Here is a 14,976-nt window from a genome sequence, read left to right as displayed (position 1 = left end):
AGTGTGCGAGTAGCACAGCCAGTAACATGCCCTTATAGGGCTGAGCAAACCACCCGTTTTACGGGTGGTGATGATTTATGAAAATATCCATCCCTATACAATAATTGCGTCAAGGTTTTCAATATTATGTTATGTAAAAACTTATTCATTATATTTATGCATAATTGGTGATATACTTTATAATGTAATTACAAGCATTTTGCTTCAATACTATCTACAGTTTTTATTGCTAATTAGTTCAAATGTTTTTATTATAGCTTTATTAACTATTATTGGACTTTTGATAATGTATTTTGGTATAAAAAAACTTTCCTTGAATATTGAAAAGCCTAATCTCTAATAACACTTTTGAGATGTTAACTGGATTTGAGACAGGCTTACAATCTAATCCAGTTGTATAACTTCTTATTGAATCAATACATTGCTGGAGTGATACAATAATTATCAATATTTTTGTGATAATAATAGGAGGTATCATAGAGGAAATGACGCAAATTTTAAATGATGTTATAATAAAGTTAGATTCAATAACTTATGATAATTTAAAGGGAAAGGTTTATTGCTTTGAATTCATTTTAAGGAGCTTAAGTAATATGAATCAGATGTTTTAAAGCATATAAGAAAAGTGATTGAGGAAAAATAAAGTGGTAGTTGTAATTTATTATAAATTAATACTAAAAGCAGAAGTTGTCATAATAGAAATATAATACTTAGTTTGTGAATTATTCAAATGAAAAGGAGTGTAAGAATTATGGAAATAAAAGGACTTAACGGATTTCAAAAATCATTAGAAGATATTGCAAAAGAAATTGAAGAATTAGAAAATAAATTAGAGGTACCGTTTGATAAATTGTTTAATGAAGATTTTATGCAACAATATACATCGTATAATACTTGGGATGAATTATTAAATAAGAGTGGTTTTGGAGTAAAAAATACTGAAGAGTTTAAAAAGATTCCACGTAAAAAGTTAAATAGATATATTAGAAAAGTAACATCTTTTAAAGATTGGGAAAATATGCTTAATAAGGCCACTGAAATCTATATGTATAAACAAATAGGAATTTAACCTGTTGTTTATATAGAACAATTGTATATGCAGTTTTAATTATTTTAGCCCTTTTAAGGGCTTTTTTCATTGGAAAAAAGTTCGGGTCAAGTAAGAATATATCTAATGCTGATAGAATTGATTTATTTTATTCGTAATAGTAAGTGTAGGGGTTCTTCGGAAAGGAGAAAATTTTGGCATGGATGAAGAAATTTACTCATTAATAAAGAATAGAAATGAAAAAGGCATGGAGTTACTTATTAATGAATATGCATCATTAATAAAAGCTATAGTAAAGAAACATTTATATAACCTTTCACAATATCATGAAGAATGTATTAATGATATATACCTTGGAATATGGAATAACATAGCTAGATTTAATAGAGAAAAGAATATTTTAAAAAATTGGATAGCTGCAATATCAAAGTATAAGGCTATTGATTATAAGAGAAAGTATTTAAAAACCCTTGAATATATAGATATATCTGAGATAGATATAGAAAGTGATTTTACTATAGAAAAAGAAGTTTTAAAGAAGGAATTAGAGTATGAAATAGAGGAGATTCTTAAAAATCTTAGTCTATTGGACAAGCAACTTTTTACTAAGCTTTTTTTGAAAGGACAATCCATAAAGGAGGTTAGTGAGGAGTTTAATATTAAACCATCTGTAATATATAATAGAGTTTCTAGAGGAAAGAGCAGACTAAGAAGTCTATTCTCTAATGTAAGGAGGAATAATCTATGAGGGATGGCTATAGTTTATTAAATAGTGTAGAGGTAGATCTTTCACAGTATACAATAGAAGAAGTTAATGAATTTGAAAAAAAGAGAATGATGAAAAGATTTATAGATTCTAAAAATGAAAAAACGTTTTGGAATAAAAAGAAGGTTTTAGTGGCTGCAGCAGCTTTAATTTTGGCAGTAAACTTAGGGATACATGGGGGCAAGGTTTTAGCAGTGGCAACTAGCCTAAAATATAATATTGATACATGGTTAGGTATTAATATTAGCAGAGAAAAGTATTCAACTCAAATAGGAGAAACTTTGGAGCGGAAAGGTACTAAGCTTACTTTAAATGAGTTTTTTACTGATAATTCACGAATTATTATTAACCTTAACGTTAATAAGGAAGTAAATGAGACCTACAAGAATCGTCTTAAGTTAATACCTGATGTTTATATTAATGGTAAAAAGGTTGAGAGAAATTCTAATTATGTTGGAGTTAGGGTTGCAGAAATGGATGAAAATAAGGAAGAAAGTAATGTAACTCTTGAGGTGGAAGGAAAGGACTTACCCTTGAATAATAAGGAGAATGTAAAGCTAGTCTTCTCTACTTTAGCTAAGGAATACGGTGTGAGTGATTCAGATTTCACTTATGGTTTTGTTTATGATTTAAGCAGTTATAAAAATGCATCTAAAGTGATTAAGGTAGATAAAAATATCATAATAGGTGAAAATGAACTTACTTTAGGTAATGTTACTATTACACCAGATAGAGTGCTTATTTCAGGTTCTTCAAAGGGATTTAGTGCATGGCAAATTAATAGAGATGTAAATTATTATTATGATGTTGTTGATGAAAATGGTGATTCAGTTTCGTTAAAGGAGGAAATAGGAAAAGGGGCATATTTTTATAGAGATGGTAAAGTCATAAATACTTTAAAAATTATTCCTTATACTTTTAATAAGATAAATACAAATACTACCGCTGTTTGTGGTGGTAGAATAAAATATATTATTGAAGACAAGATTATTACAGTTAATTTAAAATAAAGTGTATAACTAATGTTTAAATATACCAGAATGCTTAATGTTCTTTTTATAGAAAATTAATATTTTACAACTTAGAATATCTATGTACTCTCATATTTTAGGGAGTACATCTTTTTTTTGCTTGCTTGAAATATCTACGTTATACCAACATAGAGAATTATTAAAATGAAGTATAGTTGTAGTACAACTAAATAATTAATAAAACTGTTGTATTTACATATGTGAATACATTATAATATAAATGTCGAAGTTATAAAATTTATATTATTAGAGGTGAGTATTTATGGGGAAATTGTTATTGCTGTAGATATGCCAATAGTATTATATGTAAGACATAAAAGGCTACTTAGTTGGAAAAATTAAAAAAGAATAGATTAAGGTAGAAAGTGAGATGAATCAAATGAGTAGTATTTCGCAAAGAATTGAGAAATTGCCAGTTACGCCCATGCTTTGGAAAGTGCTATTTTTAGCAGGTATCGGATGGTTGTTTGATGCCATGGATCAAGGCATGGTGGCCGGTGTAATGGCTGCCATCGGAAAGTCATGGAAACTTACTCCTGCTGATTTAGGCCTACTGGGAAGTGCTTCGGCAGTGGGAATGGCTATTGGTGCCGCTGTGGCCGGCATGGCTGCTGACAGGTGGGGTAGAAGAACAGTTGTTACATTTACTCTTGTACTATACGGATTAGCCAGTGCTGCCTCTGGATTTGCTCCTAATTTTAGTATGTTATTATTCTTAAGATTTTTAACAGGATTGGGTCTAGGTGGAGAACTGCCGGCAGCATCTACTTTGGTTAGTGAATTTTCACCTGCTAAAGCCCGCGGGCGGATGGTTGTTTTGTTAGAAAGCTTCTGGGCTTGGGGATGGATTGTAGCAGCTTTAATTGCTTATCTTTTGATTCCTGTTTATGGATGGCGTATTGGATTTTTCTTGGGGGGAATACCTGCACTGTATGCAGCCTATCTGAGAAGAAATATTCCAGAATCTCCTCGATATTTGGAACAAAAAGGGCGTTTGGAACAAGCAGATGAAATTGTAGGTAAAATGGAGCAGCAGGCAGGAGTGAATAATGACGAAGTAGCTGTAACTAACCAGTCGTTAAAGGAGAAAATAAGTAATATCACACTTGCGGATTTATGGTCCAAGGCTTATTTTAGGCGTACTATTGTACTATGGATTCTATGGTTAGGTATTAATTTTGGATATTATGGCTTTGTTTTATGGACTCCAACTCTGCTTATGGGCAAAGGATTCAGCCTAGTAAAGGGTTTCGAATTTACATTAATTATGAGCATTGCTCAGTTACCGGGGTATTACAGTGCAGCCTATCTAATAGAAAAGATTGGTCGTAAAGTGGTTTTAGTAGTATATCTAATAGGTACTGCCTTATCAGCATACTTATTTGGTCAAGCCACATCTGTAGCTACTGTACTTGTTTTCGGATGCCTACTTTACTTTTTCAGTCTAGGGGCTTGGGGGGCGGTGTACGCTTATACCCCAGAAGTCTATCCTACACGTGTTAGAGGCAGTGGAGTCGGTTGGGCAGCTGCAATTGGCCGTATTGGTGCCATTGCCGCTCCTTATATTGTTGGATTGATATATGAGGCCAAAGGTAAAGAGGCTGGTTTCACTTATGTCTTTCTTATACTAACTGTAGTGTTCGCAGCAGTTGCCATAGTGGTTGCTTTAATGGGTATTGAAACTAAAGGTCGGACTCTGGATGAAATCAATGCGTCTTAACCGCAGTCAGGTACTTGAGGGCACATAGATTAATCATCTAAAAATGAATAGGTTAAACATTAATTTACCTAGAATTAGAAAAAACTAAGTGTGTTACTCATACTTAGTTTTTTCATTACAATCACAATCTATTCCAGAAGTGTTATTACTCCATTTGTACCATCCACTCTTATCTTTTGTCCATCTCTCAATATATTTGTTATGTTGTTAATAGCTACAACACAAGGTATTCCATATTCTCTGGAGACGATTGCTGCATGAGAACCCGCACTTCCTATTTCAGTAACTGCAGCAGATGCAACCTTAAAAAGTGGTGTCCATACCGGTGCAGTGTAGGGAGATACCAATATATCGCCCTTTTTTAGCTTATTGAATTCTGATGGGCTTTTTACAATGCACACAGAACCTTCATATAGACCTCGGCTTGCAGCAATACCTTTAATTGAATTGGAAGCAGCTTCATCCTGCTCCTTTTCCGTTTTTTTAGTTTCAAGTACTGGCATGGAACCCGTTGATATCATCCAGTGTACTCCTTTTTCATGGGCAGCATACACTTTAGCAAAGGCTTTTTTTCTTTTCTCTACCTTTTCTTTAATACTTAGCTCTCCCGCTGCTACACCATCCAGCTCTTCCAGAAAAATGAAGAGTACATCTTCAACTTCTTTTATCGCCCCTTTCTTAACTAATAACTCTCCGAGTTTCAAGGCCATTCTTCTTAGGCAGGCCAGCAGTTTCTCTAGGAAAAATAAGCTTTCTTCCCTAGTTATTACAGAACCTCTTGCTCTTTCAAGCAGTTTAAGAAATTTATTATAGTCTTTTTGCTTTAGACTTTCCTTAATATATTGTTTTGCTGCTTCAAAATCCTCTTCCTGCTTTTTAAAACTTGCATTTGAATTTAATAAATCCGTATCACTTAGCAGTGAATCAATAAGCTTGAGAACAATTTCTTGTTTTTCATTCCAAGTAGGTGAACCAACCATAGGTGCCATACTTGTGGAAGGCCTATCGCCGTATTCTTCTAAAAATCTGTTGAATTCTTCTTTAAAAGCCTTACTATCCTTTCCAAATAGGGCGGCTGCTTGAGCCACTTTTATCATTGCCTTGTTTTGAAGAGCCGTCCTAAAGGGCAGTGCCCTCATAAGCCTTTCATTATACTCGTTTGCCTTTTCCTTCCCAACAGCCTTTTTTACCATACGTTCAAACTTAAAAACAGCTATTATATTAGGTATGAGGATAGATGAAAATCTTTTATAAAAAAGTTTCTTGATGTCTCTCATAGCTTGTTCAAAAAGTTTTGTATATTTTACTGCATCCTTAATATTTCTTCCTTTTGTATCCATACTTTTTATCCATGAATTCATCTCTTCAGCAACTGGCTCCCAGATATCCTTGGCAGACTTTTTGGAATCCTTAAACAAATACTTTGGTGCTTTCCATATTATTGCAGGAGATAATTTAGGGTCATGATAGCTTATTGCCACACAACCATTTTCCCTTTCTACCGGCTTGTTCACATCTTTTGGCAGCCTCAGCCCAACATCGTGTAAAAAGCTATTTACGCCCTGATAGCTGTAACTGAGATATGCAAAATCCAATGGAGTTGGTGGTTCTGAGCAATGCTCCATTACACTCTGCAGCCCTGATGGAGGTTTTTTGCCCTGATAAATTATCTTATCTTCAGGTCCTAGTATATTTAAATCTTCTTCATGGCATATCATTGTAGTTATAGGTCTTGCTTGGAGGAGATATATTTTACCTCTTGATAGTGCCCATTCAGTATCTTGTGGGCTGCCATAATGCTTTTCAACAAGCTTTGCCAGGCTTGCCAGTTCTATGAGCTCTTTATCTCCTAAGCAGTAAGATTTTTGCATGTCTTTCGAAACATCTTCTGTAATTGTGCCTTTTTCCTTTAACATAATTCTAAGAGCCTTTGAACCTAGCACCTTTTCCTTAATACTTCCCTCTTTGGTGATTGTGAAGCTATCTGCGGTTATAAGTCCGCTTACTACCGCTTCTCCAAGTCCATATCCGGCACTTATAAGTATTTCATTTCTATTTCCATTTACAGGATTAGCAGTAAACATAACTCCGGCAGCCTGGGAATCTATCATTGCCTGAACTACTACTGCCAGGTCAACCTTAAGGTGATCAAAACCCATGCTTATTCTATAAGATATAGCTTGGGAAGACCATAGGCTTGCCCAGCATTTCTTCACATGCTGAAATACTGATTCTTTTCCACTAATTCCAAGAAAAGTTTCGTGCTGTCCTGCAAATGAGGCCGAGGGTAAATCCTCTGCTGTAGCACTTGAGCGTACTGCCACCAACAACTTTACTTCAGACCCCATTTTTTTAAAAAAGCCATCAAAAGTCCTGCCTATTTCCTCCTGAACCTTATCAGGCATGGGAGCTTCTTCAATCCATGCTGATATGCATTTGCCACACTCTGAAATTCCATTGATATCCTCTTCTTCAAGATCTTGAATTCTTGCAGATATGCGTTCCTTAAGACCTGAAGCCTCAAGATGAGCTCTGTACGCACTGGTTGTAACTACAAATCCCGGCGGCACAGGAAGCCCTGCATTAATTAATACTCCAAGATTAGCACCCTTGCCTCCTGCATCAGGCAAAGAATCTTTATTTAACTGGCTTAACATACTTGTGTAATTTGACATAAATATCATCTCCTCATAATTTAAATTGACTCAATTATAATTCTAACAATTAAATTTCTAACTATTAGAGCATAAGTAAAAACTATCAAATACGATTTTATAAATGTAAATCACCACATTATATAAGAACTTATTATTTTATATAAATTTAAAGTGAATTTATTTCTAATTTCTTAATTCTATAGTTAAAGATAGTATATAATATAAATCCTATTATACAGGTAATTACTTCAGTAACAGTCATAGACCATATAACACCATGCAGACCAAATAAATTATGAAGTATAATTATTACCGGTATATAAAGTGTACCTTGTGTAACTGACATAATGGCAGTTGGAATACCCTGTCCTGAAGCTTGGAATACACCTGTAAATAATCCGGTAAAGCCATTGAATAAAGTTGAAATAAGCATGGCAGCCATAATATACGCTCCTATACTGATAACAGAGGAATCATTAGAAAATAAACCTATAATGGGCAGTTTAAAAATATAAACCAAAGCACCAAAAACTATTGAGAGTATCCCAATAAATAAAGCTGATTGTCTAATTCCACTTCTTAATCTGACAAAATTCTTATTTGAAAAATTATATGCAATAAGTGGAATAATGCCAAGATATAATCCCATTGAAAGGAATTCTGGGACTTGTGTAATTCTTAAAGCTATACCAAAACCCGCTACTACATTGTCCCCATATTCAATTGAAAAATTATTTAAAAGAAGGGTTGTAATAATGAGAAATGCTGACATCAATAATCGTGAAATTCCAATTTTATATATTTCCATTTTATCTTTAAGGGAAATTCTGAAACAATAAATAAATTTCCTTAAATGCTCACTTTTTGTTTCTAAATAGTAAATATAATAAATGCATGAAGCAATGTTTGCCAAAATCGTTGACAAAGCCACTCCCACAACATTAAGTCTTATTATTAATATAAATATAGGATCAAAGATAAAATTTAATACTGTACTAATAATCATTCCGTTCATTGATTCTTTTGAGGCTCCTTCTGACCTCACAATTTGCTCCAATGCGAAATTAAGAATTATGCTGAATCCTCCTAAGAACATAGTTAAAGTGTAATTTTTTGTGTAATTCATGGTAGAAATATCTGCACCTAGTATATTAACAATAGGCGTAATTGTTAATAAAGCAATTACAGCAATTAAAATAGCTGTTATAATACTACTGTAAGAAATATATCCTGCAATATGCTTTGCTTCTTCTATTTTCCCTTTTGCAACAAGTCTTGTAATAAATGTTCCACCGCCAACTCCAAACATATTCCCAAAAGCCATTAGTATAGTAGAAATTGGAAGTGCTAAAGTAATTGCGGTTACCATCTGTGTATTGTGAAGTAGTCCTATAAAAAAAATATTGATTACATTATATATTGTACTTAAAGATACACCAATCATCATTGGAATTGATAAATGAGCAACTGATTTTGTCATGGGAGCACTTTCTAAATAATATTGATTTGATATTTGTTTCATTTTCATCCTCCAATTATTTTTTATAAATGTTAGAACTCTAACTATTTCCAGTATAAAAGTTAGAATTCTAATTGTCAATAATTATTTTTAGTAAGCTGTTAAATTTTATTTAGTATTAAATACTATGAATAGATCGTTATGTGAAAAAGCCATAACTTTAAGATATATAGGACTAGAAGGAGGGCAGAAAAAAACAGGAGCAAGAAATTTAATCTTACTCCTGTGTATCTATTCAGTGTAAAGAGATGAAACAGTGGATCACACTGAATCCTTACATTAAATATATTTTTTGATTTAATCTTATTTAGAATCTGAAATCTCGTTTTCCTTCTTTTAATTCAGTGAGATGCTCTTTTACTATAGCTTTAACCTTTTCATTAGGTATCTTTTTAACTTCTTCACCAATCAATGCTTCACCATTCTTCTGTGTGTCTTTTGAAGCATAATCTTCCAAATATTCTTTAAGTGTCATTAAGGCATTAGGTTGGCAGCAATTGGCAATCTGGCCTGATTTAACAAGACTCATAAAACGGTCTCCAGTTCTTCCTTCACGATAGCACGCTGTACAAAAGCTTGGAATATAATTCATTTTCAAAAGCCAATTAACTATTTCATCCAGTGTACGGTTATCATTAACTTCAAATTGTGCAGAATTGTCATCTTCTGACTCAGGTTCCACATAACCACCAACACTGGTGCTTGAAGCTCCACTGATTTGTGATATACCAAGTTCAAGTACACGTTCTCGAGTTTTTTGAGATTCACGTGTTGATACAATCATACCTGTATATGGCACTGCAATTCGAATAACAGCTACAATCTTTGCAAAAATATCATCTGATATTGCATTTGAGAAGCTCTCAGGATCAATATCATCTGCAGGGCGTATACGGGGAACGCTTATAGTATGTGGTCCTACACCTATTGCCGCTTCTAAGTGCTCAGCGTGCATTAGTAAACCTACAAAGTCATATTTGTACATATTAAGACCGAACAGAACTCCTAAACCTACATCATCTATACCAGCTTCCATGGCACGATCCATTGCTTCGGTATGATATGCATAATTATGTTTTGGGCCTGTAGGATGAAGCTCTTCATAACTCTTCTTGTTGTATGTTTCCTGAAAAAGTATATAGGTACCTATACCAGCATCTTTCAATTTTTTATAATTCTCCGCTGTAGTAGCTGCAATATTTACGTTAACACGTCTGATTGCTCCATTTTTATGTTTTATGCTGTATATAGTTTTGATGCTTTCAAGAATATATTCAATAGGATTGTTTACTGGGTCTTCGCCAGCCTCAATAGCTAAACGCTTGTGCCCCATATCCTGAAGTGCAATTACCTCTCTTTTTATATCTTCCTGTGATAACTTTTTTCTTGATATATGCTTATTTTTATAATGATATGGACAGTAAACACAGCCGTTAACACAGTAATTTGAAAGATAAAGAGGAGCAAACATTACAATACGATTTCCATAAAATTTCTGTTTAATCTCCTTTGCCAGTTTAAACATTTTTTCATTTTCATCTTCCAAGTCACATTCTAATAATACTGCTGCTTCCCTATGGGTTAACCCCTTACAGTCCTTTGCCCTTTCAATAAGGCTGCTTATTAGTTCACGGTTACTTTTGTTCTCTTTTGCATAATCAAGGGTATCCTTGATTTCTTTATCATCAATAAATTCAGTTGCAATTTTAGATTTAGCATTATACATTAAAAAACCCTCCAATTTTATTGGTTTACTCTATGGTAGATACCTTTGAATAAACTGTTTTGATGTTCACACTGGGCAGCATTCCTAATTTTCCGGAGAGAGCACTGATAATATCATTTGGCGCATCAATTGCTATGCTTATTATGTTAATATGACGCTTTGAGTAGGGGATCCCCATTCTGCCTATAATGAATTCACCGTATTCATATAAAATGCTGTTTAATTTTTCTACAGAATCCTTATTCTCAACAATAATTGCAATAATAGCGATCCTTGTTTTCATTTCTAAAACCCTTTCGTTACAAAAATAAAATCCTTGCGCCCTAGATAGGAACAAGGATAGTAAAATAATCTCAAGTAATCACATTTAAATGAATTTCCCGAATTTATAATAACTATTCTCTCGCCTTCTAATTTGGGACTAACCCTCATTCATTCAGAACGATACTTTTTTAAAATTAATTATTTTATGATTAAGGCTAAGAAATAGCGGTTAAAGCTAAATCTCAGACACTATACTATTATTTATCATACCACAATAACTTAGTAAAATGAACACATTTTTTATATTATTATTTTAGAATATAGATGTAAAAGTGGTGTTTTGTGTATCAAGATTCAGTGAATCATTTTAAAAGTAAAAATTTATTAAATTTTAATCATTTTTTAATGATATCCTAATATAATTTACATTACATTGTTTTAGGAGGAGAATTTACATATGAGCGAACGTACATCTAACACTATGCATTATGCTAAGCATATGCTAACTAAAGTCCCAGAAATTACGGCCTATTTTTGGATTATCAAAGTGTTGTCCACTGGAATGGGCGAGGTGACATCTGACTATCTAGCTAAGCATATGAATCCAGTAATTGCGGTAGTTCTCACGGGAATTAGCCTAGTAGTATCATTAGTAATACAGTTTTCCGTAAACCAATATGTGGCATGGATCTATTGGCTAAATGTAGTCATAGTAAGTATTTTTGGTACAATGGCTGCGGATGTTTTACACGTCGGGTTTGGAATCCCATACATTGTATCGACTCTATTTTTTCTAGTGGTATTAATAATTATATTCTCAATATGGTATATCAGTGAGAAAACGCTATCTATACACAGCATTTATACTTTCCGGCGCGAGCTTTTTTATTGGGCTGTCATACTGGCCACATTTGCACTTGGCACAGCTGCAGGAGATATGACAGCATCAACTATGCACTTGGGTTATTTTTTTTCGGGTATATTGTTTAGCCTTTTAATTGCTGTTCCAGCCCTGGCCTATTTGCTGCTTGAGTTGAATGAAATTTTCGCTTTCTGGTTCGCCTACATAGTTACACGACCGCTAGGGGCTTCGTTGGCGGATTGGGCAGGAATGTCCCATAGTCGCGGTGGGCTAGGACTAGGAACCGGATCGGTCAGCCTAGGATTAACCATTATAATCTTAGGTCTTGTAGCATACATGATGGTAACACGAAAAGATATTAGGGACAGTGAATATTCCACATCATAGCATGGGTAACAAGCTTCCCTGTTTCTTCTAGCAATATCTATATATAACTTATAATTACATTAAATTCATTTATAGGAGGAATCAAAATGTCAATAGTACAAGCAATTATTTATGGTGTTGTTCAAGGTATAGGAGAATTTTTACCTATATCTAGTTCGGCTCACCTAATAGCTATTCCGCAAATATTTGGATGGGAAGATCCCGGTCTTGCATTTGATGTAGCACTACACCTTGGAACTCTTGTTGCAGTAATCGCATTTTTCTGGAGAGATTGGGTTAATTTAGTTCATTCTGGTATTAAGAATCCAAAATCTAAAGATGGCAAATTGTTTTGGTTTATAGTAATTGCTTCCATACCTGGAGCAGTAATAGGAAAACTATTTGAAAAGCAAGCTGAGGCTGCCTTTAGAAATCTTGGTCTTATAGGTACTATGCTTATTATAATGGGTATAATATTGTACATTGCAAATAGGAAATATGATGGTGAAGTGAAGGTTGAAGATATAGGCTTTAAAAGAAGTTTTTTTATAGGCTTATCGCAAGCCTTAGCTATTATACCTGGAGTATCCCGCTCAGGAATCACTATGACAACTGGATTGTTTTCCGGTCTTTCAAGGGAAGATACAGCTAGATTTTCATTTCTCCTTTCTACTCCAATTATTTTAGGAGCTGGATTGTTAGAATTAAAAGATTTAGTACATATCCCAATTAGCAATATGCCACCATTTTCTATAGCCATCTTAACATCTGCTGTGGTTGGATTTTTAAGCATCAAATTTTTATTAGACTATCTGAAAGATAAGGGATTTGGTATATTTGTAATTTATAGAATTATAGCAGGATGTATTTTTATAGCTACTTACTTTTTAAGAAAGTAGAAAAATAACGTTAAAAAAGTGACTATATATTTTTAGATACAGACTGTTAATTATTTTTTAATGTCATTTTAATCTCATTTTAAGCTTTTCTTAAAGAAAAGCTTATATTTTATATATATATTTTAGAAATAAGGAGATGAAAAATGGGAACTCATAAATCAAAAGAAATTAGAAGTCTATTAAGTAAAGTTCCAGAAGTAACTATTTTCTTCTGGATAATCAAAGTTTTATGCACAACTGTCGGTGAGACATTTTCGGATTTCTTAAATGTCAACCTTGGATTAGGCTTAACTCTCACTACAATTATAATGGGAATAGCATTTATTGTTGTACTGTATCTTCAATTCAGAGCAGCTAAATATGTCCCCGGCATTTACTGGCTAACAGTTGTACTTATAAGCGTATTTGGAACGTTGGTAACAGATAATTTGACAGATGGAATGGGAGTGCCTCTTGAGCTTAGTACAGTAGTTTTCAGCGTGCTGCTAGGATTAACTTTTCTTTTTTGGTATCTTAGTGAAAAAACACTCTCCATACACTCGATTTACACGAGAAAAAGAGAAGCTTTCTATTGGCTAACCATTCTTTTCACATTTGCACTGGGAACAGCAGTGGGTGACTTATATTCCGAACAGCTCGGTCTTGGGTATCTTCACACAGGCATAATAGTCACTATTATAATAGCTTGCGTATTTTTAGCATGGAAATTGTTAAAACTTGACGTGGTATTAGCGTTTTGGGCTGCATATATTTTTACTCGCCCACTAGGAGCATCACTTGGAGATTATCTATCCCAGTCCAAAGAATATGGTGGCTTGGGGTTGGGGACAACAGTTACCAGTATAATTTTTCTTGTATTCATTTTAGCAATAATAATTTTCCTTGCTATTACAAAATGTGATACAAAGCCAAAAAGTGAAACCGCAGCACCAAATCAAACAAATGGAAGCAAAAAAAATGTTTTGGCACAAACCATTGCAGTATTGTGTATTTTCTTAGCCGTTGGTACAGGTGGTTATGTTTGGTGCAGTAATAATATAGCACCTCAGTCCAATTCTTCACAAACTACATTAAAAGGACAATTAACAAATTTTATTACAATTGAAAATAATATGATAACCTTTGTAAATTCAAACAACTTTACTTCGGCGAAAACAAGAGCTGACGACTTAGAGCATAATTGGGATACATCACAGTCACAATTAAGGAGAATTGATCAAACAACATGGACGCAAATCGATGGAACCATTGACAGTGTATTAGCAGCAGTCCGTTCAAAAAATCCTGATGCCAGTAAGTGCATGTCAGTGCTTGACCATTCGCTCAGTGTCCTAAACGGAGCAAACAAATAATAATGAAGAACTGTCATCTTACAACAGGCAATAATTTTTCATTATTGGTATGGTATTAGCTTTTAAGGGGGGAGATTGTTATAAATCAGTGGATATTTTATGGTGCTGGAATTGTGTTTTTGAGTATGTTCCTAATATCTGTTTTAGCTAAGCCAATAGTTTTTAAACAAAAACCACCTGCTGGTATCGTATATGGTTTAGCGGCTATTATATGTTTCTTTCTATTTTTTATGTCTCAGTATTTGGATTACAGCTCGCAACAGTCATATTTTAAAGATCAAATGCAAAAACTTACTGCTTCAAATTGGCAGCCACCACAGGTGGCTGGCAATGTAACAGCTGTAAATTCTACTGCTAATCCATCTATTGCTAATTATATCAATATACCTATGCCTCAAAATCAAAATTTAAAAGGGGATCTTATAGCTTTACAAAATGACCTTAATGCTTTGCAAAATAGCATTGGATCGGCAAAAGCGGCTACACAAAAACCAATTAACAATCAAATTACTGCTTTTTTAGATAACTACGGCCCTACCCAAAATTCTACAATAAATTTAACTGTTGTCGGTTCGGCGGGAACAAAGGTCACAGCTGTATGTCATTATGATACAACAGATAGTACATACATAGGTACAATTGGAAGTAATGGGAGGGCAGTTATTCCAATTAAGATAGGAACAGCTACGCCCGGGTATCAAGTAGATGTAGATGTAACTACAGGAAATGCTAATACACGAACTTCATTTAGAGTACAATAAAAGTA

Annotated in this window: 13 protein-coding genes; 9 read left to right on the top strand and 4 right to left on the bottom strand. The window is 33.7% G+C overall.

What is annotated here, in order from left to right; genetic code table 11:
* The first annotated feature begins 485 nt into the window (after window positions 1-485).
* The 5 genes from ACJDU8_RS21060 (at window position 486) to ACJDU8_RS21040 (ending at window position 4,565) form a co-directional block, all read left to right on the top strand.
* Window positions 486-611, top strand: a complete 126-nt coding sequence (locus ACJDU8_RS21060; protein ID WP_406794141.1) for a hypothetical protein — start codon at window positions 486-488, stop codon at window positions 609-611.
* 140 nt (window positions 612-751) lie between these two features.
* The gene (locus tag ACJDU8_RS21055) at window positions 752-1,069 is read left to right on the top strand and encodes a hypothetical protein (protein ID WP_406794140.1); all 318 of its coding nucleotides are present in this window, start codon (window positions 752-754) and stop codon (window positions 1,067-1,069) included.
* A gap of 178 nt (window positions 1,070-1,247) precedes the next feature.
* On the top strand, window positions 1,248-1,796 hold the full coding sequence (locus tag ACJDU8_RS21050; RefSeq protein WP_406794139.1) for a sigma-70 family RNA polymerase sigma factor: 549 nt from the start codon (window positions 1,248-1,250) through the stop codon (window positions 1,794-1,796).
* Entirely contained in the window at window positions 1,793-2,824 is a 1,032-nt protein-coding gene (locus tag ACJDU8_RS21045) for a DUF4179 domain-containing protein (RefSeq protein ID WP_406794138.1), read from the top strand. Before ACJDU8_RS21050 ends, ACJDU8_RS21045 begins: the two co-directional genes overlap by 4 nt.
* A 400-nt stretch (window positions 2,825-3,224) precedes the next feature.
* Window positions 3,225-4,565 (top strand): MFS transporter, encoded by a 1,341-nt coding sequence (locus ACJDU8_RS21040; protein ID WP_406794143.1) that lies wholly within the window; start codon window positions 3,225-3,227, stop codon window positions 4,563-4,565.
* A 128-nt stretch (window positions 4,566-4,693) separates the two neighbouring features.
* Here the strand turns inward: ACJDU8_RS21040 and ACJDU8_RS21035 are convergent, their stop codons facing one another.
* The 4 genes from ACJDU8_RS21035 to ACJDU8_RS21020 form a co-directional block, all read right to left on the bottom strand.
* A complete protein-coding gene (locus ACJDU8_RS21035; protein ID WP_406794137.1) occupies window positions 4,694-7,240 on the bottom strand; it encodes a PEP/pyruvate-binding domain-containing protein in 2,547 nt (848 codons plus the stop codon).
* 148 nt (window positions 7,241-7,388) lie between these two features.
* On the bottom strand, window positions 7,389-8,744 hold the full coding sequence (locus ACJDU8_RS21030) for an MATE family efflux transporter (RefSeq protein WP_406794136.1): 1,356 nt from the start codon (window positions 8,742-8,744) through the stop codon (window positions 7,389-7,391).
* A 304-nt stretch (window positions 8,745-9,048) separates the two neighbouring features.
* On the bottom strand, window positions 9,049-10,467 hold the full coding sequence (hydG, locus tag ACJDU8_RS21025; RefSeq protein WP_406794135.1) for a [FeFe] hydrogenase H-cluster radical SAM maturase HydG: 1,419 nt from the start codon (window positions 10,465-10,467) through the stop codon (window positions 9,049-9,051).
* Between the two features lie 25 nt (window positions 10,468-10,492).
* Window positions 10,493-10,750, bottom strand: coding sequence for a TM1266 family iron-only hydrogenase system putative regulator (locus ACJDU8_RS21020; RefSeq protein WP_406794134.1), 258 nt, complete (start codon window positions 10,748-10,750; stop codon window positions 10,493-10,495).
* A gap of 438 nt (window positions 10,751-11,188) precedes the next feature.
* Here ACJDU8_RS21020 and ACJDU8_RS21015 point away from each other — a divergent pair, with 438 nt between their 5' ends.
* From ACJDU8_RS21015 to ACJDU8_RS21000, 4 genes are all read left to right on the top strand, one after another.
* Complete coding sequence (locus ACJDU8_RS21015) at window positions 11,189-11,980, top strand: COG4705 family protein (RefSeq protein ID WP_406794133.1); 792 nt, start codon at window positions 11,189-11,191, stop codon at window positions 11,978-11,980.
* Between the two features lie 86 nt (window positions 11,981-12,066).
* The gene (gene uppP / locus ACJDU8_RS21010; protein WP_406794132.1) at window positions 12,067-12,858 is read left to right on the top strand and encodes an undecaprenyl-diphosphatase UppP; all 792 of its coding nucleotides are present in this window, start codon (window positions 12,067-12,069) and stop codon (window positions 12,856-12,858) included.
* Window positions 12,859-13,001: 143 nt separating this feature from the next.
* Window positions 13,002-14,210, top strand: a complete 1,209-nt coding sequence (locus tag ACJDU8_RS21005) for a COG4705 family protein (protein ID WP_406794131.1) — start codon at window positions 13,002-13,004, stop codon at window positions 14,208-14,210.
* A 119-nt stretch (window positions 14,211-14,329) separates the two neighbouring features.
* Window positions 14,330-14,971 carry a hypothetical protein gene (locus tag ACJDU8_RS21000; protein ID WP_406794130.1) on the top strand — a complete coding sequence of 214 codons (642 nt, stop codon included), beginning with the start codon at window positions 14,330-14,332 and terminating at the stop codon, window positions 14,969-14,971.
* Window positions 14,972-14,976: the final 5 nt, after the last annotated feature.

Source organism: Candidatus Clostridium eludens (genome assembly GCF_045310515.1).
In the GTDB taxonomy this organism is placed as follows: domain Bacteria; phylum Bacillota; class Clostridia; order Clostridiales; family Clostridiaceae; genus Clostridium_B; species Clostridium_B eludens.
This window is presented reverse-complemented; position numbering and strand designations above follow the sequence as displayed.

Bases quoted from the DNA above. Each gene is read 5' to 3' on its own strand.
- uppP (WP_406794132.1), top strand. From the start codon at position 12,067: ATGTCAATAGTACAAGCAATTATTTATGGTGTTGTTCAAGGTATAGGA.
- ACJDU8_RS21040 (WP_406794143.1), top strand. From the start codon at position 3,225: ATGAGTAGTATTTCGCAAAGAATTGAGAAATTGCCAGTTACGCCCATG.
- ACJDU8_RS21060 (WP_406794141.1), top strand. From the start codon at position 486: ATGACGCAAATTTTAAATGATGTTATAATAAAGTTAGATTCAATAACT.
- ACJDU8_RS21020 (WP_406794134.1), bottom strand. From the start codon at position 10,750: ATGAAAACAAGGATCGCTATTATTGCAATTATTGTTGAGAATAAGGAT.
- ACJDU8_RS21030 (WP_406794136.1), bottom strand. From the start codon at position 8,744: ATGAAACAAATATCAAATCAATATTATTTAGAAAGTGCTCCCATGACA.
- ACJDU8_RS21015 (WP_406794133.1), top strand. From the start codon at position 11,189: ATGAGCGAACGTACATCTAACACTATGCATTATGCTAAGCATATGCTA.
- ACJDU8_RS21035 (WP_406794137.1), bottom strand. From the start codon at position 7,240: ATGTCAAATTACACAAGTATGTTAAGCCAGTTAAATAAAGATTCTTTG.
- ACJDU8_RS21050 (WP_406794139.1), top strand. From the start codon at position 1,248: ATGGATGAAGAAATTTACTCATTAATAAAGAATAGAAATGAAAAAGGC.
- ACJDU8_RS21005 (WP_406794131.1), top strand. From the start codon at position 13,002: ATGGGAACTCATAAATCAAAAGAAATTAGAAGTCTATTAAGTAAAGTT.
- ACJDU8_RS21055 (WP_406794140.1), top strand. From the start codon at position 752: ATGGAAATAAAAGGACTTAACGGATTTCAAAAATCATTAGAAGATATT.
- ACJDU8_RS21045 (WP_406794138.1), top strand. From the start codon at position 1,793: ATGAGGGATGGCTATAGTTTATTAAATAGTGTAGAGGTAGATCTTTCA.
- hydG (WP_406794135.1), bottom strand. From the start codon at position 10,467: ATGTATAATGCTAAATCTAAAATTGCAACTGAATTTATTGATGATAAA.